At 70.2% G+C, this 21,212-nt stretch carries 26 protein-coding genes; 8 read left to right on the top strand and 18 right to left on the bottom strand.

Annotated elements, in window-relative coordinates; translation table 11 throughout:
* Positions 1 to 15: 15 nt before the first annotated feature.
* The 3 genes from G569_RS58380 to G569_RS61235 all read right to left on the bottom strand — a co-directional run bounded on the left by G569_RS58380 (position 16) and on the right by G569_RS61235 (position 3,828).
* A complete protein-coding gene (locus tag G569_RS58380; protein WP_053226625.1) occupies positions 16 to 1,167 on the bottom strand; it encodes an acyl-CoA dehydrogenase family protein in 1,152 nt (383 codons plus the stop codon).
* Entirely contained in the window at positions 1,167 to 1,733 is a 567-nt protein-coding gene (locus tag G569_RS0118690) for an OsmC family protein (RefSeq protein WP_028064539.1), read from the bottom strand. The genes G569_RS58380 and G569_RS0118690 overlap by 1 nt, the downstream gene beginning before the upstream one ends.
* A gap of 73 nt (positions 1,734 to 1,806) precedes the next feature.
* Positions 1,807 to 3,828 carry an alpha/beta fold hydrolase gene (locus G569_RS61235; protein ID WP_084285176.1) on the bottom strand — a complete coding sequence of 674 codons (2,022 nt, stop codon included), beginning with the start codon at positions 3,826 to 3,828 and terminating at the stop codon, positions 1,807 to 1,809.
* An 82-nt stretch (positions 3,829 to 3,910) separates the two neighbouring features.
* On the opposite strand from G569_RS61235, the gene G569_RS49645 reads away from it, so the two are divergent.
* Together G569_RS49645 and G569_RS58375 are read left to right on the top strand one after the other, a co-directional pair.
* Complete coding sequence (locus G569_RS49645) at positions 3,911 to 4,390, top strand: flavin reductase family protein (RefSeq protein ID WP_064750395.1); 480 nt, start codon at positions 3,911 to 3,913, stop codon at positions 4,388 to 4,390.
* Positions 4,387 to 4,605: a hypothetical protein gene (locus G569_RS58375; protein ID WP_028064537.1), complete on the top strand. Its 219-nt coding sequence runs from the start codon at positions 4,387 to 4,389 to the stop codon at positions 4,603 to 4,605. Before G569_RS49645 ends, G569_RS58375 begins: the two co-directional genes overlap by 4 nt.
* On the opposite strand, the gene G569_RS0118670 is transcribed toward G569_RS58375, so the two are convergent.
* Complete coding sequence (locus G569_RS0118670) at positions 4,589 to 5,839, bottom strand: alpha/beta fold hydrolase (protein WP_028064536.1); 1,251 nt, start codon at positions 5,837 to 5,839, stop codon at positions 4,589 to 4,591. The two genes, G569_RS58375 and G569_RS0118670, sit on opposite strands and share 17 nt — an antisense overlap.
* Before the next feature lie 225 nt (positions 5,840 to 6,064).
* On the opposite strand from G569_RS0118670, the gene G569_RS0118665 reads away from it, so the two are divergent.
* Complete coding sequence (locus G569_RS0118665) at positions 6,065 to 7,054, top strand: IS481 family transposase (RefSeq protein WP_028064535.1); 990 nt, start codon at positions 6,065 to 6,067, stop codon at positions 7,052 to 7,054.
* A gap of 138 nt (positions 7,055 to 7,192) precedes the next feature.
* On the opposite strand, the gene G569_RS49640 is transcribed toward G569_RS0118665, so the two are convergent.
* From G569_RS49640 to G569_RS0118595, 14 genes are all read right to left on the bottom strand, one after another.
* A complete protein-coding gene (locus G569_RS49640; protein ID WP_084285195.1) occupies positions 7,193 to 8,644 on the bottom strand; it encodes a FliI/YscN family ATPase in 1,452 nt (483 codons plus the stop codon).
* A 40-nt stretch (positions 8,645 to 8,684) separates the two neighbouring features.
* Entirely contained in the window at positions 8,685 to 9,299 is a 615-nt protein-coding gene (locus tag G569_RS0118655; protein WP_028064534.1) for a FliH/SctL family protein, read from the bottom strand.
* A complete protein-coding gene (gene fliG, locus G569_RS0118650) occupies positions 9,300 to 10,343 on the bottom strand; it encodes a flagellar motor switch protein FliG (RefSeq protein ID WP_053226623.1) in 1,044 nt (347 codons plus the stop codon).
* A 4-nt stretch (positions 10,344 to 10,347) separates the two neighbouring features.
* Positions 10,348 to 11,895 (bottom strand): flagellar basal-body MS-ring/collar protein FliF, encoded by a 1,548-nt coding sequence (gene fliF, locus G569_RS0118645; RefSeq protein ID WP_028064532.1) that lies wholly within the window; start codon positions 11,893 to 11,895, stop codon positions 10,348 to 10,350.
* Positions 11,896 to 11,906: 11 nt separating this feature from the next.
* Positions 11,907 to 12,218 carry a flagellar hook-basal body complex protein FliE gene (fliE, locus tag G569_RS0118640; protein ID WP_028064531.1) on the bottom strand — a complete coding sequence of 104 codons (312 nt, stop codon included), beginning with the start codon at positions 12,216 to 12,218 and terminating at the stop codon, positions 11,907 to 11,909.
* Positions 12,215 to 12,664 (bottom strand): flagellar basal body rod protein FlgC, encoded by a 450-nt coding sequence (gene flgC / locus G569_RS0118635; protein WP_028064530.1) that lies wholly within the window; start codon positions 12,662 to 12,664, stop codon positions 12,215 to 12,217. The genes fliE and flgC overlap by 4 nt, the downstream gene beginning before the upstream one ends.
* Positions 12,664 to 13,026 (bottom strand): flagellar basal body rod protein FlgB, encoded by a 363-nt coding sequence (gene flgB / locus G569_RS0118630; protein ID WP_053226621.1) that lies wholly within the window; start codon positions 13,024 to 13,026, stop codon positions 12,664 to 12,666. The genes flgC and flgB overlap by 1 nt, the downstream gene beginning before the upstream one ends.
* 165 nt (positions 13,027 to 13,191) lie before the next feature.
* Entirely contained in the window at positions 13,192 to 13,518 is a 327-nt protein-coding gene (locus G569_RS0118625) for a hypothetical protein (protein ID WP_028064528.1), read from the bottom strand.
* Positions 13,508 to 13,891: a flagellar export chaperone FliS gene (fliS, locus tag G569_RS0118620; RefSeq protein WP_028064527.1), complete on the bottom strand. Its 384-nt coding sequence runs from the start codon at positions 13,889 to 13,891 to the stop codon at positions 13,508 to 13,510. Before fliS ends, G569_RS0118625 begins: the two co-directional genes overlap by 11 nt.
* A 77-nt stretch (positions 13,892 to 13,968) precedes the next feature.
* On the bottom strand, positions 13,969 to 15,402 hold the full coding sequence (gene fliD, locus G569_RS0118615) for a flagellar filament capping protein FliD (RefSeq protein WP_028064526.1): 1,434 nt from the start codon (positions 15,400 to 15,402) through the stop codon (positions 13,969 to 13,971).
* Between the two features lie 12 nt (positions 15,403 to 15,414).
* Complete coding sequence (locus G569_RS0118610; protein WP_084285173.1) at positions 15,415 to 15,780, bottom strand: flagellar protein FlaG; 366 nt, start codon at positions 15,778 to 15,780, stop codon at positions 15,415 to 15,417.
* A 46-nt stretch (positions 15,781 to 15,826) separates the two neighbouring features.
* A complete protein-coding gene (locus G569_RS0118605; RefSeq protein ID WP_053226619.1) occupies positions 15,827 to 16,549 on the bottom strand; it encodes a sigma-70 family RNA polymerase sigma factor in 723 nt (240 codons plus the stop codon).
* A 174-nt stretch (positions 16,550 to 16,723) separates the two neighbouring features.
* Positions 16,724 to 16,993, bottom strand: coding sequence for an EscU/YscU/HrcU family type III secretion system export apparatus switch protein (locus tag G569_RS0118600; protein WP_028064523.1), 270 nt, complete (start codon positions 16,991 to 16,993; stop codon positions 16,724 to 16,726).
* Entirely contained in the window at positions 16,986 to 17,567 is a 582-nt protein-coding gene (locus tag G569_RS0118595; RefSeq protein ID WP_028064522.1) for a TP0910 N-terminal domain-containing protein, read from the bottom strand. Before G569_RS0118595 ends, G569_RS0118600 begins: the two co-directional genes overlap by 8 nt.
* Before the next feature lie 40 nt (positions 17,568 to 17,607).
* Between G569_RS0118595 and G569_RS0118590 the strand changes: the two genes are divergently transcribed.
* The 5 genes from G569_RS0118590 to flgK are packed head-to-tail and all read left to right on the top strand — an operon-like array spanning position 17,608 to position 21,211.
* The gene (locus tag G569_RS0118590) at positions 17,608 to 18,306 is read left to right on the top strand and encodes a flagellar hook-basal body protein (protein ID WP_028064521.1); all 699 of its coding nucleotides are present in this window, start codon (positions 17,608 to 17,610) and stop codon (positions 18,304 to 18,306) included.
* A 45-nt stretch (positions 18,307 to 18,351) separates the two neighbouring features.
* Positions 18,352 to 19,092, top strand: coding sequence for a flagellar hook-basal body protein (locus G569_RS0118585; protein WP_028064520.1), 741 nt, complete (start codon positions 18,352 to 18,354; stop codon positions 19,090 to 19,092).
* On the top strand, positions 19,092 to 19,346 hold the full coding sequence (locus tag G569_RS0118580) for a hypothetical protein (RefSeq protein ID WP_028064519.1): 255 nt from the start codon (positions 19,092 to 19,094) through the stop codon (positions 19,344 to 19,346). Before G569_RS0118585 ends, G569_RS0118580 begins: the two co-directional genes overlap by 1 nt.
* Positions 19,343 to 19,855 (top strand): flagellar export chaperone FlgN, encoded by a 513-nt coding sequence (flgN, locus tag G569_RS0118575; protein ID WP_028064518.1) that lies wholly within the window; start codon positions 19,343 to 19,345, stop codon positions 19,853 to 19,855. Before G569_RS0118580 ends, flgN begins: the two co-directional genes overlap by 4 nt.
* A gap of 12 nt (positions 19,856 to 19,867) precedes the next feature.
* Positions 19,868 to 21,211, top strand: coding sequence for a flagellar hook-associated protein FlgK (gene flgK, locus G569_RS0118570; RefSeq protein WP_037497474.1), 1,344 nt, complete (start codon positions 19,868 to 19,870; stop codon positions 21,209 to 21,211).
* Position 21,212: the final 1 nt, after the last annotated feature.

The raw sequence follows: 21,212 nt of genomic DNA, 5'->3' as shown, positions 1-21,212 counted from the left end.
GGGAGGAGGAGTGATCTAGTGGATCGCCGGGTCCGCGCCGAGGGCGACGCGGCCGACGAGGTCATACGCGCGGTTCGCCCCGAGCGGGTGCATGAAGGCACCGGCGCGGACGTCGCGATATGCGCGGGCGAGCGGGTGACCGCTCATGTACCCGGCGCCGCCCACGAGGGCGAGCGCGCGGTCGACGACGCGGAACGCGGCGTCGTTGGTGAACGTCTTCGCCGTCTGTGCCTCGGCGAAGAGCGCGACGACGTCGTCGCGACGTTCGTCGACCAGCTGGGCGGCTCGGGAGAGCGCCCCGCGCGCGGCCGACAGGTCCATCGCGCTCTCGGCGACGAGCGCACGCGAACGCGCGTCGTCGCTTCGCCGAGCGGCATGGAGGGCCTGCTCCTGGGCCGCCTCGGCGATCCCGAGGGAAGCGGCCGCGTGGAAGAGGCCGGCATTCAAGTTGCGGGTCATGTAGCCGTCGGCGTCACCGGCGGGGAAGCCGCCGCGCAGGGCTTGAGCGGGGAGCGCCACGGCGTCGAACGTGACGGAGTGGCTCCCGGAGGCGCGCATGCCCAGCGCGTCCCAGTCGCCGTGCACGGTGACGCCTTCGGCGTCGGCCGGCACCATCGCGTAGCCGTAGCGCTCCCCGCCGTCCTCCGAGACGAACGAGACCGAGGTGTAGAGGACGGTCGCCGCGGGCGAGCCGGTGCAGAACAGCTTGCGGCCATCGATCCGCCAGCCGTCCGGCGTGCGTGTCGCCACGGTGCCGGGCCGGGTGAGATCCTGCCCCGGCTCGGAGACCGCGGCCGCCATCCGCACGCCCTCGCGGGCGATGCGCTCGAGCACGGGCGCGAGCTTGGTCGCGCCGTCGCGGTACATCCGCGCCATGTTGGCCAGCGCGGCCATGTGCATGTTCACGCCGATGGCGAGGGATGCGTCGGCGCCGGCGAGCCGGCTCGAGGCGACCACGAGGTCGTGCAGCGAGTCGACCCCCAGCCCGCCGAGCTCGGCCGGGACCGGCGCCGCGTAGTACCCCGCGGCGGCGAGCCGGTCCGCGCTCGCGTGCGGGTAGGTCCCGTCGCGGTCATGGGCCGCCGCGCGCGGGGCGATCTCGAGCGCGAGCGTCTCGGCCAGCGCGACCAGGCGCGCGCCGGGCTCCGTACGGGCGGCGAGGAGCATCAGGCGATCGCCGTGATCTGGACGGGCACGCCGTTGGAGACCATGTCGAACACGGCGGAGCGCTTCTGCGCGTTCTCGACGATCGCGCGCAGCTTCTCGGCCGGCGCGTCGCCCTTGATCGTGAACGTGCCGCGGATCTGCGTGAAGCCGTTGCGGTAGGCGTCGTCGATGCCGAGGCAGCCGCGGACGTCCATGTCGCCCTCGAAGGTCGAGGTGACCTCGGTCAGGCGGACCTTGCGCGCCGACGCGCTGTAGACGAGCGTCGTCGTCAGGCAGGCGGCAAGCGCGTGCAGGAGGTACTCGGCCGGGTTCGGGCCCTGATCGGTGCCGAGCAGGACCGCGGGCTCGCCCGCGTCGAGCAGGAAGGCCTCGGCGCGGGTCGTGTCCTCGCCGCCGGCGCCGAAGAAGCCCTTGATCGTCGAGCGGTTGTGAGCACCGTTGAGCCACTGGTTGGTGGCGCGGAACGTGAACGCGCCGAGCTCGGGCTGGGCGCCGATCGCGTCCAGCGTCCCGAACATCTGCGTCGTGTCGACCCCGTTGCGGATCGTGGAGAGCGTCTGCGTCATGGCCGGTAGGTTCCGGCCCCGCGGTTGCCCGCCAGGGGCGCGCAGGGTAAACGTCGAGTAGGTGCGGCGGGCTCTACCGGGAGACGGCGAACAACCGCCATTCGCGCTGGGCGCCGGGAATAGCGTGCGGGCCGCGTTCCTCGAAGTCCACGCCGGAGAGTGCGACGAGGTCGTGCACGGTCGAGGTCGCGAGGATGTCGCCCGGGCGGGCGACGTTCGCGACACCGGCGGCGATGTCCAGCGCCGGGCCGCTCAGCGCCTCTCCCTGGCGCTCGCACTCGCCGGTGTGCACGCCGGCGCGCAGCTCGGGCTGGACCTCCCGCAGAGCGCTCGCGCAGCGCACGGCGCGGGCGGGGCCGTCGAAGCTCGCGCGCACGCGCCCCTCGGGCGCGGGCAGGGCGACGCCGCGGAAGCGGGCGACCGCGGCGCGCGTGAACGGACCCGAGACCTCGGCGTCGAGCACGGTCGTGAGGATCAGCTCCGACTCGCCGTGCTCCTCGACGCTCTCGAGGAACGCCTCGATCTCCTCCAGCACGTCCTCCTGCGCGCCCTCCCATGGCAGATGGTCGGGCCCGGGCAGCGCGACCACCCGCGCGCCCGGCAGCCGCTGGCCCATGTAGCGGGAGGCGTCGCGCATGTACTCCTGCTCGCGGTAGAGGACGAGCGACGGGACGTGCACGGCCGGGAGGACGTGGCGGACGTCGATCTCCTCGTTCATGTCGGTGATCTGCGCGACCGCGGTCGGCGACGCGCCGCGGACGAGGTAGGACGCGTACCAGCGGATCGCCTCCTCGTCGCCGGCGACCGTCGGCGCGCGCTCGTCGAGGAAGCGGCGGGCGGCGTAGCGGCCCCACTGCTCGGGTGTCGGGCGCAACCAGCCGTCCTGCTCGGCGCGGCGGCCGATCGGGTAGTCGGGCGCCCAGCTGCGACGCGCGTAGGAGCCCATCGTCACCAGCGCGTGTGTGCGGTCGGGGTGGGTGGCGGCGAACAGCACGGCCATCGGGCCGCCTTCAGAGACGCCGAGGATCGCGGCGCGCTCGGAGCCGACCGCGTCCATCACCGCGCGCACGTCGTCCATCCGCTCCTCGAGCCCGGCGATCCCGTGCACGCGGTCGCTCAGCCCGGTTCCCCGCTTGTCGAACAGGATCAGCCGGCCGAGCTTGGCCAGGCGGGTGTAGAACGAGGCGAGCGCGGGCCACTCCCACGCTGCCTGGAACGAGCACACCCATCCGTGCACAAAGACGATGTCCAGCGGGCCGTCGCCGACGACCTGGTAGGCGATCGAGTAGCCGCCGAGGCTCTGCACGTAGCGGATCGGGTCCATCCCCCGCCGCGGGTCGAAGGCCTTGCTCTCGAGGTCGAGCGTGGCGTCCTGTCTGAGGATCTGGCCCTCGAGCGCACGGATCTTGGGCGAGGGCTCGAGGCCGAGCTGGGTGTCGAGCGCGGCGCGGAAGTCGCGGTAGGCGTTCAGCGCGTCCGCCTGGCGGCCCGACCGGTACAGCGAGAGCATCAGCTGCGCGCGCAGACGCTCGCGCAGCGGGTCCCGGTTGACCAGCGCCTCGAGCTCGCCCGCGACGTCCGCGTGGCGGCCGAGCGCGAGGTCGGCGTCGATCCGGTCCTCGATGCAGACCTGGCGGCGCTCCTGGAGATGCGTCGCCTCCACGGTCGCGAAGGGCTCGGTGAACTCCGCCAGCGCGGGGCCGCGCCAGAGCGCGAGCGCCTCCTTGAGACGGGCCGCCGCGGTGGCCGCGTCGCCCTCGTCGAGCGCCGCACGACCCTCGGTCTGCAGGCGCTCGAAGCGGTGCAGGTCGAGCTCGAGCGGGTCGAGCTCGAGCGCGTAGCCGGGCTGCCGCGTCTGCAACGTGTCGGGCGGTAGGGCCTTACGTAGCGCGGACACGTGGATGTGGACCATCTTGACCGCGGACTCCGGGATGTCGTCACCCCACAGGTCCTCGACCAGGCGCTCGATCGACACCGTGCGGTTGGCGTCCAGCAGCAGGCGGGTGAGCAGCGCGCGCGGCTTGCGCCCACCGAGTCTGAGCGGTTTGCCGGCGTCGTCCAGCACCTCGAGCGGACCTAGAACGCGGTAGTCCATTTGTGGCGGCTCACGCTATCCGACTGCCGGGCGTTTACCCGACAGCTACCGAGCGTTGGCGCGCCACGCGTCTGTATCGGCAATGACCGACTTCATCCACGCCATGGGCGCCGCCGTCACCGGCGTCACCGTCGTCACCACGTCGATCTCCGGTGAGCCGATCGGGCGCACCGTGAGCGCGATGTGCTCCGTCTCCGCCGAGCCGCCGCTCCTCCTGGTGTCGATCCGCTCGGGATCGCCGCTGCTCGCCGCGATCGCGCGGCGCGGGTCGTTCGCCGTGAACGTGTTGGGCGACCACCAGGCCGAGCTGGCGGAGTCCTTCGCCACTGCTCCCCATGTCTTCCGGGAGCGCGACTGGTGGCCGCTCCGTAGCGGCGCCCCACCGCTGCTGCACGGCGCGGCGGCCCGCTTCACCTGTGACGTGGCGACATTGACGGTCGCCGGCACGCACACGCTCGTCCTCGGCGCCGTGACGCGCGCCGAGCGCGGGACCTCGACCCCTCTCGCCTACACCCGGCGCGGCTACGTCGCGCCCCTGACCACCGAAAGGCTCGCCGCATGAACCCCGCCCTGCACGCCCAACTGCACGCCCACGGCGTGCTCGTGATCGCCGACGTCGACGTGCCCGCGGCGGTCGCCCACGAGCGCCTGCGCTCGGCGCTGCGCCGCCGCTACCCGTCGGGTCTGGGCTCCTACGTCTTCTGGCGCCGGGACGAGCCGGGCACGCTGCACTTCTCCGATGGGGACGTCGCGGCGCTGGTCAGCGCAGCACGCTGAACAGGCGCAGGTCGCCGAGCATGCCGCGCTCGTCGAAGTCGATCCCCGAGCCGGCGACGAGGTCCTGCACCGTGGAGGTCGCCAGGACCTCGCCGGGCTTCGCGGTGCCGGCGAGGTAGGAGGCGACGGCGAGCGCGGGGCCGGACAGCGTGTCGTCGTGCAGCTCGCACTCGCCCGTGTGGATCCCGGCGCGCAGCGCGGGCACGTTGTCGGCGAGGGCGAGGGCGCAGCGCAGCGCGCGGGCCGGGCCGTCGAAGCTCGCCCGCACCACCCGCCCGCGCCCGCCCGGCGAGAGCTCCCGCCCGCGGAAGCGGGTGAGCACCGAGTCCAGCAGGTGCGATTCGGAGGGCGGCAGGTCCGCCTCGAGCACCGTCGTCAGCACGGGCCCGGGGCTGACCGGCGTCTGACCCAGGCTCGAGAGGAAGAGCTCGATCTGGTCGAGCACCGCCGTCTGGTCCCCCTCCCACGGCAGATGGTCGACGCCCGGCACCGCGACGACGTTCGCCCCCGGGAGCCGCGCGCCCATGTACTCGGAGGCCTCGCGCAGGTACTCCTGCTGCCGGTGCAGCACGAGCGTGGGCACCCGCACGGTCGCCAGCACCGGCCGCACGTCGATCTCCTCGTTCATGTCGGTGATCGCCGCCACCGCCGACGGACTCGCCCCGCGCACCAGATACGACGTGTACCAGTCGATCGCGTCCTGATCGTCCGCCACCGACGGCGCCCGCTCGGCGAGGAAGCGCCGCGCCGCGTACTCCCCCCACTGCTCCGCGGTCGGGCGCAACCACGTGTCCTCCTCCGGCCGGCGCCCGATCGGATAGTCCGGCGCCCAGTTGCGCCGCGCGTAGGACCCCATCGTCACCAGCGCCCGCGTGCGGTCCGGGTGCGTCGCGGCGAACAGCGCACACATCGGCCCGCCCTCCGACACCCCCACCACCGCCGCGCGCTCGACCGCCGCCGCGTCCATCACCGCCCGCACGTCGTCCATCCGCTCCTCGAGGCTCGCGATCCCGAGCACGCGGTCCGACAGCCCGGTTCCCCGCTTGTCGAACAGGATCAGCCGCCCCATCTTGCCCAGCCGCTCGTAGAACGACGCCAACGCCGGCCACTCCCACCCGGGCTGGAACGAGCACACCCACCCGTGCACGAACACGATGTCCAACGGCCCGTCCCCGACGACCTGATAGGCGATCGAGTAGCCGCCGACGCTTTCCACGTACCGGATGGGATCCATGTGTGAGCGAACGCTACATGGACGGCCCCGTACACAAACCGGTATGCCGTGGCATCGGTGGGCGGTCGCGTTGTTGTGTGGCCGTGCCGGTATTCGGGAAACGGCCTTGCACCGAGGGGGGAGGGGGAGGAGAGCTAGCTGTAGTTCCTAGGAGCGTTGTTCATCCAGGCCCTGTTGGAGGCTGAGCGGTGCCAACCAGCACAGTTCTCCAACGGAGGGCACCGGATGAAGGTTCACGCTAACGCTCCGCTCGGTCCGAAAGGCCGCGAGTTCATGGTCCGGCGGGTGATCGAGCATGGGTGGTCGCTCACGGCGGCGGCCGAGGCCGCCGGCGTGAGCGAGCGCACGTGCTCGAAGTGGCTCGCGCGCTACCGCTCCGAAGGCCGAGCCGGGTTGCTTGACCGCTCCTCGGCGCCGCGATCGGTGCCACATCGCACCGACGAGCGCGCCGTGGAAGCGATCGTGGCCCTACGGCGGCTGCGGATGACCCCGGCCGAGATCGCCGAATGCTTGCCGATCGCGCTGTCCACGATCTCGGCGGTGCTGTTGCGTGTCGGGCTCGGCAAGCTCTCACAGCTGGAACCGCCTGAGCCACCGAACCGCAACCAGCGCCGCCACCCCGGCGAGCTGTTGCACATCGACATCAAGAACCTCGGTCGCATCCCCGACTGGGGCGCCGGGCACCGCGTCCATGGCAACAAGGCCCGGCAGCGCAAATCCACCAAGACCAACGCCGCCGGCCAACGCGAAGCCACCACGGGCTGGGAGTGCGTACACGTCTGCGTCGACGACGCGACCCGCCTGGCCTACGCCGAGGTCCTCCCGGACGAGAAAGCCAGCACCGCCGTCGCCTTCCTGCGCCGCGCCTTGATCTTCTACCGACGCCACGGCATCGCCCCGCAGCGCGTGATGACCGACAACGGCTCGGCCTACCGCTCGACGGTGCACAGCTTCGCGTGCCGCGCGCTCGGCCTGCGCCACCTCCGGACGCGCCCCTACCGGCCACGCACCAACGGCAAGGCGGAACGTTTCATCCGCACTCTGCTCGGTGGCTGGGCCTACGGCGCGATCTACGGCTCAAGCCGAGAACGCACCGCAGCCCTTGACGGCTGGCTCTGGACATACAACCATCGCCGCCCACACGGCTCACTCAGCCACCAACTACCCATCGCTCGCCTCAACGAGCTGAACAACCTGGCTAGGTCCTACAGCTAGCGGGTCCTCGAGCCTTCTCCTGCGCGTCTATCGGCTCCCGCTCTCGCGGCCGGGAACGTCCATCTGCACTCCGGGGGGTGGCCTACGTTTCGCCCCTGTACGGGGGCGGAACGTCGAACACCCCTACGAACGGCGCCGCTATGACGGGATGTGCAGCGGCGGGATGGCGTTGTGGAGCGGCATGTTCGCCTCTTCCGGCGTCATCTGCAGCTCGCCGTCCAACACGGGGCCGTCGAACGCGCCACCCAGCATCGCCAGCTGGCCCAGGGTCGCATCGGCGTCGCCCGCGGAGGACGGTTCGGTGACGCCCTGCTTCAGGAACGCGTCGATCGGGCCGCGGGCCGCGATGGCGGCGTCGATCGCGGGGTCCGAGCCGGCCTGGTAGGCGCCGATCGAGATGAGGTCGGCCTTCTCCTTGTAGGTGGCCATGAGCTTGCGGACCTCGTTGCCGGCCAGGCGGACGTCCTCGGACACGATCTCGCCGACGAGGCGCGAGACGGACGACAGCACGTCCACCGCGGGGTAGTGGCCCGCGTGGGCGAGATGGCGCGACAGGACGATGTGGCCGTCGAGGATGCCTCGGACGGCGTCGGCGATCGGCTCGTTCATGTCGTCGCCGTCGACGAGCACCGTGTACAGCGCGGTGATCGAGCCCGCGGGCGAGGTGCCCGTGCGCTCCAACAGCTTGGGGAGCATCGCGAAGACGGACGGCGTGTAGCCGCGGGTGGCGGGCGGCTCGCCGATCGCGAGGCCGACCTCGCGCTGGGCCATCGCGAAGCGGGTGACCGAGTCCATCATCAGCATCACGTTGCGGCCCTGGTCGCGGAAGTACTCCGCGATCGCGGTCGCGGTGAACGCGGCCTTCAGGCGCACCAGCGCGGGCTGGTCGGACGTGGCGCAGACGACCACGGACCGCGCCAACCCTTCGGGACCGAGGTCGCGCTGCATGAACTCCAGCACCTCTCGACCACGCTCGCCGACCAGACAGATGACGTTGATCTCTTCCGAGGTCGACCGGGCGATCATGCCCAACAAGGACGACTTGCCGACGCCGGAGCCGGCGAAGATGCCGAGGCGCTGCCCGCGCCCGCACGGCACCATCGCGTCCAGCGCGCGGACGCCCAAAGACACACGATCCTCGATGCGCGGGCGCGACAGGGGATCGGGCGGCGAGGCCTCGGCGGGCCTCCACATCGACACCGGGATCGGGCCCTTGCCGTCCAGCGGACGACCGAGTCCATCCAGCGCGCGCCCCAAGAGCGCATCGCTCACATTCACCGCGAGCGGCTGGCCGGACGCCGTGACACGCGCGCCCGGGCCGATGCCCGCGGCGTCGCCCAGCGCCATCAGCAGCGTGCGGCCGGCGCGGAAGCCGACGACCTCGGCCGGCACCGTCGGGCGTCCGCGGCTGGTCTGGATCGTGCACACCTCGCCGACCTCGGCCTCGAGGCCGGTCGCTTCGACGATCAGGCCGATCAGGTCGACGACGCGGCCGGTCCGCCGGCTGAGATCCGCCTCGCGGATCGCCAGGGTGGCCTCATCGAGCAAGTCATCCGAAGAGGCGCCGACCGCGTCGAGCGCCGCATCCATCACCGAGAACACAGAGGTCTTATCGGCAGCGGGACGAGGATCATGAGCGCCCGAGCGCGGCGGCGACCACTTCGCCCGCCCGCTCGAGCTTGGTCTCGACCGTCGCGTCGATCTCGCCCACCGGCGTGTGCACCAGGCACCCGCCGCGGCCGACCCGGCGCTCGGCCTCGACCACGCAGTGATCGAGCCCGCCCAGCGACGTGCGCAGCCCCTCCATCGCCTCGCGGACGATCTCGAGGTCTGCGGGGTTCACCAGCACGGTGACGCGCTCGCGCTCGACGATGCCGCGCAGCACGCCGGTGACGGCCTCGACGACCAGCTCCGGCTGAACCGACAACGCGCCGGCGACGACCTTGCGGGCGAGCCCCATGCCGAGCTCGACCGCGCGGCGCTCGAGCTCGACGGCCATCTCGGCCTGACCGGCCTGGACGTCGCCGATCGCCTGCGTCAGAGCGGCCAGGGCCGGCTCCAGCGAGGCGATCGCGTCCGCCCGGCCGGCGGCGTAGCCCTCCGCCCGGGCGTTCTCGCGAATCTGCTCGGCCTCGGCACGCGCCTCGGCGAGGACGTCCATGACGGCCTCGGCGTCCGAGACCGGCGTCCGCGGCTCGGGCAGCGGCTCGAGCGTCTGGAAGTCGAAGTCGGCGATCACGCTCATCTAGACCAGCGCGTCCTCTCCACCCGCACCGCGGGAGATGACGATCGCGCCGGCCTCCTCGAGGCGGCGCACGACGCCGACGATGCGGCCCTGCGCCTCTTCGACCACGCGCTTGCGCTGCGGCGGCTGGAAGTCGATCTCCTCGCGCAGCAGCTCGGCCCCGCGCTCGGACATGTTGCCGAAGATCTTGGACCGGACGTCCTCGTTGACACCGCGAAGGGCGATCGCGAGGTCCTTCTGGTCGACCTCCTTGAGCACCATCTGGATCGAGCGGTCGTCGAGCTTGACGACGTCCTCGAAGGTGAACAGCAGGAGGCGGATCTCCTCGGCCAGCTCGGAGTCGGCCTTGGCCAGCTCGTCGAGCACGTTGCGCTCGGTCGTGCGGTCGGAGGAGTTGAGGATGTCGGCGAGCGACTTGATGCCGCCGGCGCTCGCGTACTCCTGCGAGCCGACCGCGGACAGCCGCGACCGCATGACGTTCTCGACCTGGGCCACGACCTCCGGGCGGGTCTCGCCCATCATCGCGATCCGCAGGGCCACGTCGGCCTGGATCTCCGGCTCGATGTCGGACAGCACCTGCGCGGCGAGCGTCGTGTGCAGGTTCGAGACGACGAGCGCGACGGTCTGCGGCGACTCGTTGCGCAGGAAGACGACGATCTGCTCGGCCGGCGTGCGGCGCAGGAACTCGAACGGGCGCCGCTCGATCGTGGCGGCGAGGCGGCCGATGATCTCGTCCGCCCGGTCCTCGCCGAGCGAGCGCATCAGCACCGAGCGGGCGAAGTCGACGCCGCCCTCGGCGAGGTAGTCCTCGGCGAGCACGGACTCGACGGCCTCGGTGATGACGTCGCGGCAGACCTCGGTCGGGATCTTCTGGGCCTTGGCGAGCTCGAGCGAGAGCGCCTCGACCTCGGACTCGCCCATGTACTTGAAGATCTCGCTCGCGCGCTGCTCGCCGATGGCGACGAGCAGGGCGGCGGCCTTCTGGATGCCCTTCAGATTGGTCTTCTTCGGGGCGGCGTTGTCAGTGGTTGCCAGTGCGGCCATGTGACTAGTCCTCCGCCATCCAGGCCTTGACCTGCGCGGCCACGCGCTCGGGCTCGCGCTCCATCAGCTGGTCGAGCTGATGCAGGCTCGTGTCCGGGACGCGCGGCGGCAGCATGGACGAGGCGGCGGTGTCGAGGTAGTTGCCCTGCGTGTGCGCCTCCAGCTGCGCGAGCGACATCGGCTCCTCGATCGTCGTCAGCCAGGCCGGCGTGCCGAGGTTCTCGCTCTCGCGCTTCTTGAGGCCGCGGGTCATGAAGAAGAGGAACAGGAGGCTCGCGATGCCGAGACCGACCCACTTCAGCGGCCCGAGCATCGTGGTGGGCACCGGGCCCGCCTTGGGCGTGGCCGGCTTGGCGAAGGCCATCTGGGCCGCCGACATCGTGTCGCCGCGCGAGGTGCTGTACCCCGCGGCGGCCTGGACGGTCTTCTGCAGCGACTGGAAGACCGGCGCCGGGACCGACTTGTCGACCAGCAGGGCGATGTCCATCTTGTTGACGGCGCCGGCCGCGGTCTTGGTCTTGGTCACCGTCTTGTCGACGCCGTAGGTGGTCGTGCCCTTGCGGGACTTGTAAGAGCTGTTGCCGTTACCGCCCGAGGTGTTCGTCCCCGAGTAGGTCGGGACGTTGGAGCCGGTGCCGGCCGTGCCGCCCGCGTTGGCGGCGCCCGCACCCTTGAGGTCCTCGTTGTCCTGCGTGACCGTGAGGGGCGTGCCCTTCTGGCCGTAGGCCAACTCGTCCTTGGTGGTCTCGTCCATGTTCAGGTCGGCGTTGATCTTGACCTGGGCCTTGCCCGGGCCGAGCGTCGACGCGAGCATCGCGTTGATCGCGGTCTCCTTCTGACGCGCCCAGCGCGCCTCGGCGCTCGCCTTGCTCGAGCTGCCCGTGCCGGCGCCGCCGGCCTCGTCGCTCGGCCACAGGACCGCGCCGCTGGAGTCGGTGATCGTGACGTTGTCGGCCTTGAGGCCCTTCACGGATGAGGAGGCCAGCTGCGCCATGCCGCGAACGGCACCCGGCGCGAGCGTGTCGGAGGGGTTGCCGAGCTGGATCGCGGCCGTGGCCGGCGTCGCCTCGTCGGCGAACAGGTCGTCCTGCGGCATCACGATCTGGACGTTCGGGTTCGAGACGCCGTCGATGCCCGAGATCGCCTTGGCGACCTCACCCTCCAGCGCGCGCTGGTAGGTGACCTGCTGCTGGAACTGGGACGCGCCCAGCTTGGACTGGTCGAGCAGCTCGTAGCCCGGCTGGCTGCCGCCGCCCGACGTCTGGACGCCCTGGCCGGCGAGCGCGATGCGCGCCTGCGCCGTGGAGGACTTCTGCACGGCGAGCGCCGTGCCGTTGTTGCGCAACTCGTAGGCGATGCCCTGCTCGTCGAGCGCGACGGTGATCTTGCCGGTCTCGGCGGGGTCGAGCCCGCTGGCGATCAGCGCGTACGACGGCGCCGTGGCGATCTTGAGCATGACGAACGCGATCGCGAGGATCGCGACCGCCGACACGCCGAGAACGGCTTTGGTCCGCGTCGGGAGGGCGAGGAGGTTTTGGAGGAACGGCGGCATAGGGGATCAGGTCAGACCTGGGTTCGGAAGATTTCCTGGGCGGCTTCGACGGCCTTGTTGCGGATCTGGCCCGCGAGCTGCATCGAGAGCTGGGCGCGCTCGACGGACATCACGACCGCGGTCGGGTCGTCGGCCTGCCCGGTGGCGAGCGCCTGCGCCTGCGCGGCGGCGTCGTTCTGGGTCTTGGCCAGCGCCGAGATCGAGTCGGAGAGCAGCGAGCCGAAGCTCGAGCCGGAGCCGGCGTCGCCGGTGGCCTCGACGCCCTCGACCGGCTGGATCTGCCATTCGGCGCCCGAGACGGCGAGGGAGGGATCGATGGTCATCGGAGGATCTCCAGGGTCTTGGCGAACATCTGCTTGGAGGCGGACATGGCGGTCACGTTCGCCTCATAGGCGCGCTGCGCGTCGATCAGGTCCACCATCTCGGTGACCGTGTCGACGTTCGGCATGCGCACGTAGCCCTGCGCGTCCGCGTCAGGGTGCGAAGGGTCATAGACGAGCTTGCCCTGGGTCGGGTCCTCGGTGATGGCCTTGGCCTGGACGCCGCCGGGCGCCACGCCCGAGCCGCCGCCCATCGCCTTGCTCAGCTGGGCACCGAAGCCGCCATTGCCGGGGACCGACTCCAACACGACCTCCTTGCGGCGGTACGGCGTACCGTCCGGGGTCTTGGTCGTCTCGGCGTTGGCGAGGTTCTCGGCCGTGACGTTCATCCGCAGGCGCTGCGCGGTGAGCGCGCTCGCGGAGATCTCCATGCCGCCGAACATGCTCATCAGGCGACACCCATGGCCGAACGCAGGATCGCGTTGCGGGTCTTGGCGACGGACACGGCGGCCTGCTGCTCGAGCGCGTTGGCGGCCATCTTGGCCGACTCGTTCTCGACGTCGATCGAGTTCCCGTCGGCCTGCGTGGCGCCGACGGTCGCGTCGGCCTGCGTGGTGAAGGTGGTTCCCTCGACGGCGCCCTTGGCGTTCGAGGAGCCGAGCGCGGCGGCGAGCGCACTGTGGAAGTCCACGTCGACGCGCTTGTAGCCGGGCGTGCTCGCGTTGGCGATGTTCGCCGCAAGCGCCTCCTGGCGCTGGGTGGCGCCGGAGATGCTGCGCTCGAGCGCCAGCTGGGTGGTATCGATCAGCACGGGGACGGATGGCTCCTGGAGGGAAGAGGGGGCGGCCCGTCCTTGAGCCTCACTGCGTCCCGTCCTTGGGGCGCACTCTCCCTATCGGCCCTCCCCGTTGCGGACTTTAGGGTCCGGACCCTAACTTTTTGGCGCTACAGGGCCATTAACGACCAACGGCCGCGCTTATGCGCGGCCGTTGAAGGCGGTGGCTGCGGGGCGGGGGGCACCCCCGCTGTATCCGCGTAACGCGGCCTGGCCGCGGTGCATGTTCCCGAGCTTCTGAAGGGTGAACGCCCGGCCGGTGGAGAGGCCGGCGTGGATCGCGTGCTGGAGCTCGACCAGCCGCTCGAGGTGCACTCGCGCCTCGGCCGGCGGATCGCCCAGGCCCTGCGCGGTGCTCAGCCGCTCCGCCGAGGCCGCCGGGACTTCCTCCCAGCGGCCGTCGCGAATCAGCTCGAGCTCGTGTTCGGCGAGTGCGACCAGCTCGGCCCAGGGGCTCTCAGGACTCACTGCCGGCGATCTCCGCCCAAGCCTCGCGAAGCTCGCCGAGCAACTCGGAGACCTCCTCGATCTTGGTCGGGTCCTGCTCGGCGGCCGCCTCGATCAGGTGACGGCGGCAGAACGCGTAGATGCCCTGGAGGCGGCTGGCGATCTCGCCGCCGCGCTCGTGGTCGAGCGTGACCGTGAGCTCGTCGATGATCGCCTCGGCGCGGCGCATGCGGTCCTGCGACTGCCGGCGGTCGCCCTCGCGCATGGCGTAGGCGGACTGGAAGAGGAATCGGAGGCAGCCGTCGTAGAGCATCACGACGAGGCGCCCGGGAGGAGCCGTGAGGATGCTCTGCTGCTTGTAAGCGGCCGATTGGTTGCCGGCGTAGGTGGCCACTGAAGGCTCCTGAGTCGGTTGGAGGGAGGGAGGGGGGATCAGGTGATTGATCGGCTGGGGAGCCGGGTGCTTGAAGCTCATCCGAGCTTCGGCAAGGACGAGATCTGGCTCGTGAGCCACGCCTGCTGCGTCTGGGACTGGTTGAGCGCGGTCTCCATCGCGGTGAACTGCGCCTTCAGGCGGGCCTGCGTCGTCGTCATGCGGTCGTTGAGCCGCGCGATCTGGTCCGTGAAGTCCTTCAGCGTCGAGTCGTCAGAGGCCATGCGGCCCGTGAGCACACCCTTCGTGCCGGTCTGCGACGTCACGTAGTCGGACAGCAGCGTCGAAAGGCCCTTGGTCGCGCCCTTGCCGGAGAACAGGTCGCGGACCTTGGTCCAGTCGGCATTGAGCGTGTCCGTGAACTTCGACGTGTCGAAGGTCATCTTGCCGTCCTTCGCGTCCTGCGTGGACGTTCCGCCGGACGGCTTCGGGACGGTGATGCCGAGGTCGCCGAGGCCCGTGAGCCCGAGGCCGGTCACGACCTGGGTCATCTGGCTCTTGAGCGAGCCGAGCATCGAGGTCAGGCCCGAGTCGCCGAACAGCGTGCCGGCCGAGAGACCGCTCGTGGTCGTCGCCTTCGGGTCGTTCTTCTCGGTCAGCTGCGAGCGGGTGGTCGAGACGACGGCGTTGTACGCGTCGACCAGCGCCTGGACCTTCTTCTGCACGCCGGCGGTGTCGATCGCGGCGGCGGTCGTGGTCACCGACAGCGGGCTCGAGGTGATGCCCTTCAGCGTCAGGCGGACGCCCGGGATCGCGTTCTCGACGATGTTGGACTGCGACGTGCGGGCGGTGACCTCGTCATCGAGCCAGTAGGACGCGTTCAGCGTCGTGCCGGTCCGGGCGTAGGTGTTGTCCTCGACCAGCGAGCTGCCGGCGCCCATGTTCGTGGAGTCCAGCGTGAAGTTGGAGTCCTCGCCGGTCTTGCGGGCGGAGAGGACGATGCGCTCGTTGCCGTTGGCATCCTTGATGACCGCCGCGTACGCGGGCGAGTCCTCTTTGGCGTTGATCGCCGTGGCGACGTCGGTCGCGGTCGCGTTGGCGGCGACGGTGATCGTGGACTTCGTCGGCGTCGGGTTCGCCGCGGTGGGCGCGTAAGCGAGGTCGAAGGTCCCCGCGGTCGCGCTCGCCGTGTACGTGAACCCGTGCTGGGCCGACGACGCGAGCTTGTCGATCTTGACCGAGTGACCGCCGATGCCGGCGCCGGAGAGCAGCGCGACGTCGAGCTTGGTCGTGTCCGAGGACGACGACGTCTGCGTCGCCTTCCAGGTGGCGGCGTCGCTCAGCGCGGCGGCAGCCGACTTGAACGCGTCCAGCTTGGACTTGATCGACGACAGGTCGTCCTTATGAGCCTGGACCTTGACCTGGCGCATCTGGACGGCGACGACCTTGTTCTGCTCCAGCGCCATGAGCTGGGAGATGATCGAATCGGTGTCCAGACCGGACGCCATACCGGTCAGCGAGATGCCGGCCATGATGCGGTCTCCTTAGAGCTCTGCGCCGGACAGGATGTCCAGCGCCTTCGCGGGCGGGATGGTCTTGATCACGTTGCCGTCGAGGTCGCGGACCTCGATGACCACGCGGTTCGACGTCTCGTCGCGCGAGAAGTGGAGTTCACGGTTCTGCTTGTGCAGCTCTTGCACGCGCTCCGCGGCCTTGTCCACCATCTCGCGCGCCTCAGCCGTCGGGGCGGGCGGCACGTCGCCGAGGATCGTGTCCTTGGAGTGGTCGACATCGGTCGCTGCCGGCTTCACCGCTTCAGGCGCGATGACCGGCGCAACCTTGCCGGCCGAGGACGTCGCAGTTGGGGCGACCTGCTCGTACGGGGATGGGGTGAAGCGACCGATTTGCATCTCAATCTGAGTTGTCGGCGTTCGTCGCTTGACCTTGAGTGGTCTCTCAGCCGACGGCTGAGAAGAGCACCGCGTCGTCTGACAGCTGCTGCTTGAGCGTGCGCTTGAGCTGCGAGTGGATCTGGCAGATGCGGCTCTCGGAGACACCCATCACCTCGCCGATCTCGCGCAGGGTCAGGTTCTTGACGTAGAGGAGGACCGCGACCTCGCGCTCACGCTGCGGAAGCGTGTCGAACGCGCGGCGGAACTTGGCCTTGGCCTCGGCGTTGGCGGCCTGGTGCTCCGGGTCGAGGCGGGTGTCGCCGTCGGCGAGGGTGTCGATGCGCTCGACGGTCGTCTCGTCGTCGGAGATCACGAGCGTGTTGAGAGACGTGACGTCGGAGACGGCGATGTCGTCCTCGCGCTTGCGCAGCTCCTCGACCGAGATCGAGAGCGCGGCGGCGAGCTCCTCGCGCACCGGGCGGCGGCCGTGGATGGTCGTGAACTGGTCACGCGCCTTGGCGATGTCGCGCTCCCACCGGCGCAGCGAGCGCGGGGCCCAGTCCTGGCGGCGGAGCTCGTCGAGGACGGCGCCGTGGATCCGGGTCCAGGCGAACTGCTCGAGCGTCGCGCCCTTGTCCGGGTCGTAGCGATCGATCGAGGCGATCAGCGCCTCGAGGCCACAGGAGATGAAGTCTTCGACCTCACAACGCGCCGGCAGCTCGCGGACCTTCTTGAACACGATGTACTTGACCAAGGGCGCGTAGGTCATCACCAGGCGATTGCGCACCTGAAGATCACCCGTGGCCTTGTACTCACGCCACAGCGCGAGGGCATCCTCCGCGGAAACGCGGCGGCGGCTGCCAGATGACGAAGTGGGCTTCATTGCTGGAACTGCGCTCCTAGAGGGGCGGGACGATCAAACGGACGAAGGCTGTATCGGGCTCAGACCCCACAACCTTCATCACCGATTTGGGGTAGGTCCCTTTCCAGACAGGCCGTACGCCCACGCCAGAACCTCGGCCACGGCGGTCCACATCGCCTCCGGCACCTCCTGCCCGAGCGACAGCTGGGCGAGCGCCGAAGCCAGCTCCGGATCCCGGTGCACCGGGACTCCGGCCTCACGTGCGCGCTCGAGTATCGATGCGGCCAGATGCCCCTTCCCGGCGGCGACGACCTGCGGCGCGCCGTCGCCGGTGTACTTCAGCGCCGCGGTGACGTTCGGATCAGGCATAGAGGTCGAGCGGCTCGTGACGCGGGCGCACCTTCACCGTGGCCTCCAAACCCTTCGCTTCCAAGTTGGCGCGTAAACGCTCAGCGCCCTCGTTCGCGATCGCGTTCGGACGACCTGCCGGGGTCGTGATCTCGGTGAGCAAACGCTCTCCGCGCAGCTCCAGTCGCAGGTCGAGACGACCCAGTACCGGCGAGGTGAAGGCCAAGGAGACGATGTCCGCCGGCTCGCCGTCTGCCCCTCGACGGCGCGCCGGTCGTTCCTCGACCTGCACCCTGGCTTCTACCGATTGCGCGCTTGGAGTGAAAGTGCCGATCACCTGGTTGGGGGATGCCTGATCCGGAGCGATCCGCAGGGTCACGCGCTCCGGTGTGACCTCGGCGACCTTCAGCCGCAGCGTCGCGCCGGCCTCGACCTCCGGCGGCAGCTGCGCCGTCACGGGGATGCCCGCGATCACGATCACGGCGTGGCCCTCGCCCTTGGACGCCACTCGCGCCATCACGCTCGCGCCCTCGCGGATCGTGACGTCGGGCAGCTGGTTGCGCAGCAGCGCGGCGGTCACGGCAATCGGATCCATGACCTCAAGGATCTCAAGCGAAGGGCCGATGGGGTGGACAATGGATCGAGGCCTTTATCTCGCAGCCTCCGGCATGCTCGCCGAGCAGCTGCGCCAGGACCAGATCGCCAACGACCTGTCCAACTCGTCGACGTCGGGCTACAAGGCCGAGCGCACGACGCAGCAGTCGTTCGGGAAGCTGCTCCTCACCAACTCCGTCACCGGCGCGAGCGTCGGCTCCCAGAGCACCGGCGTCCAGGTCACCAACACCGTGACCGACTGGACCCCGGGCGCGCTCAAGGACACCGGCGAGCCGCTCGACATGGCCATCAACGGCGACGGCTTCTTCGCCGTCCAGACCGCCGGCGGCGTCCGCTACACGCGCAACGGCGAGTTCCAGTCCGACGAGCAGGGCCGCCTCGTGACCTCGATGGGCGACCCGGTCCTCGGCCGCAACAACCAGCCGGTCAAGATCGGCGCCGACGGCAAGGTCGATCCCCGCAACCTCAACGTCGTCCTGCTCACCAACCCGGAGAAGGCCGGCTACAACTACATCACCGGCACGCCGGGCGCCGTGGCCGGCCAGGTCGCGGGCGCGGTGCGCGCGGGTGCCCTCGAGGGCTCCGGCGCCGATGCCAATCAGTCCATGGTGGACATGATCGAGTCGATGCGGGCCTACGAGGCCGGCCAGAAGGTCATCCACACGATCGACGAGACGCTCGGCAAGGCCGCGTCCTCCGTCGGCTCCCTCTCCGCGTAGCACCGTCCCTAAAGCCCTCCCTCCCCTCCGCCGACTAGATAACCAATGCTCGAAGGACTTCGAACCGCCGCCGCAGGCATGCTGGCGCAGCAGCAGAAGCTGGATGCCGTCTCCAACGATCTGGCGAATGCGAACACGACCGGCTACAAGCGCCAGCGGGTCGGGTTCGCGGACCTCCTGTACGAGCGCGGCGGACGGCCGACCACGTCGGACAACGCGCAGCTCGGCACGGGCTCGCGGATCGTCCAGAACGGCCGCTACTTCGAGCAGGGCAATCTCCAGAACACCGGCGATCCGCTCAACGTCGGGATCGAGGGCGAAGGCTTCATGCGGGTCAAGCTCGCCGACGGCCGCGACGGCCTGACGCGCGACGGCAACCTGCACCTCGACGGTCAGGGCCGGCTCGTGACCAGCTTCGGCGGCTTCATCCAGCCGCAGATCAAGATCCCGAACAACATCCAGCCGAGCCAGATCTCGATCACGCAGGACGGCACCGTGACCGCCGCGGGCCAGGCCGTCGGCAAGATCGCGCTCGTCTCGGTCCGCTCGCCGCAGAACCTCCAGTCGGTCGGGGACAACGCCTTCGTCACCACCGCGCGCTCGGGCAACGCCGTCGCCGCCCCCGCGGCGACCACGCTCAAGCAGGGCACGCTCGAGGCCTCCAACACGGACATCTCGACCGCGATGACCGACATGATCGAGGCGCAGCGCACCTACCAGCTGACCTCCAAGGCGATCCAGACCGCCGATCAGATGATGGAGATCGCGAACGGGGTCAAGCGCTGATGGACGCGATCTCGAACTTCTCGCTGCCGGCCGACGTCCGCTCGGCGGGCCCGGAGGCGCAGAAGAACTACAAGTCAGCGCTGGCCTTCGAGCAGATGCTCGTCGGCGAGCTGGTCAAGGAGATGGTCCCCAAGGACTCCGAGCTGTCCCAGGGCCCGTACGCCTCGACGATGCAGGACACGCTTTCGACCGCGCTGGTCGGTGGACAAGGGCTGGGCCTCGCCCGCCAGCTGTACAAGGAGATGCAGTCATGAGCACGGTCCTCGAGGCCGAGCTGCTGGTCCACCTGGACTCGCAGATCAACTCCGCACGTCACCTCCTCAAGCTGGTCCTCGCCCAAGGCGCCGCGATCCGCGAGCGCGACACCGACGCGGTGCTCGCGCGCCTCGCCGACATCCAGTCGGAGATGGTCCGCCGCGGCACGCTCGAGCAGGAGCGCGCCAAGCTCCTCCAGCGCGCCGGCGCGGCCCTCGGGATCGCCCCCACGACCGTCACCCTCGAGCGGCTGTGTGCGCTCGTCACTCCTGGCGCCGCCAAGGCCGCCATGGAGCGCTCCGCCGAGCTCCGCGGACTGCTGTCCGAGATCGCTCGCGAGCACGGCATCAACCGCGCGCTGATGCGTCAGGAGCTCACGTTCCTGTCGCACCTGACGCGGCTGATCGGCCAGGAGCCGGAGGCCGGTTACAACCGCCCCGGCGCCAGCAGCACCGCACCCGCCCCCTCCGCGCCGTCCGTGTACCGCGCGCTCGACCTTCAGGCATAGGCCCCCTCCACGATGCCCATCTCCTCCTTCTACGGAATGCAGACGTCGCTGCGCGGCTTGATCGCGCAGCAGCGAATGCTCGACACCACCGGTCACAACATCGCGAACGCGTCGACGGCCGGTTATTCACGCCAGGAAGCGCTCCTGTCAGCGTCGCTCGCCCAGCAGATCCAGGTCTCCGGCGCCGGCAACATGACCGGCGCGCACCTCGGCTCCGGCGTCGACGTCCAGGGCTTCCGCCGCGTCCGCGACAACTTCCTGGACGCGCAGTACCGCGCCCAGAACACGAACCTCAACGACTGGAAGTCGCGCGCCGAGGGCCTGGACTCCGCCGAGCTCTCGCTCAACGAGCCGTCCGACACCGGCATCAACGCGCAGCTGTCGAAGTTCTGGCAGTCGTGGTCGGACCTCGCGAAGGCCCCGGACGATCAGGCGGCCAAGCAGGCGCTCGTCCAGCAGGCCGGCGCGCTGACGGACTCGATCCATTCCGTGCGCTCGCAGATGGTCGCCGCCCAGGACGCTGCGGTCGGCCAGTACAACGACATCGCCGGCAACGGCGGCCAGGTCACCAAGATCGCGACCGAGCTCGCCGGGCTCAACCAGAAGATCGCGTCGTTCATCTCCAACGGCGACAGCCCGAACGACCTGATGGACCGTCGCGACCTGCTGATCGATCAGCTCTCGCAGTACGGCCAGGTCTCGGTCGACAACCTCCAGGGCGGCTCGACCAACGTCTCCTTCGTGGACGGCTCGACCGGCACCAAGTACCCGATCGTGACCGACCAGACCGCCGACTGGGTCGGCCCGCCGACCTCCTGGTCGCCCGGCGGCCAGATGGGCGGCCTGCTCGCCATCGGCCAGACCGGCGGCACGATCGACGGGTACCTCACGTCGCTCGACAGCTTCACCGACTCGCTCGCCAGCGCGGTCAACAACGCGTACGGCGGCGCCTTCTTCACCTCCGGCGTCCCCTCGGGCGCCACGATCGCCGTGTCGGCCCCGATCCAGGCCGCTCCGGCGAGCATCACCTCAGGCTCCGGCGCCACCGGCTCCAACGACCTGGCGCTGGCGGTCTCGCAGCTGCGCGGCAACCCGGCGATCGACGGCGTCTACAAGGCGTTCGTCGCGAAGGTCGGCGGTGACCTCAATGAGGCGCAGCGCATGCAGGCCAACGCCCAGGTGCTGACCGACTCCGTCGAGGACCGCCGCACCAGCGTGTCGGGCGTCTCGATGGACGAGGAGATGTCCAACCTCGTGCGCTTCCAGCGTGCCTACCAGGCCTCCGCACGAGCCATGTCGACGATGGACGAGATGCTGGACGTCCTGATCAACCGTACCGGAAGGGTCGGGCTGTAAC

Source organism: Solirubrobacter soli DSM 22325, from assembly GCF_000423665.1.
GTDB classification, from domain to species: domain Bacteria; phylum Actinomycetota; class Thermoleophilia; order Solirubrobacterales; family Solirubrobacteraceae; genus Solirubrobacter; species Solirubrobacter soli.
This window is presented reverse-complemented; position numbering and strand designations above follow the sequence as displayed.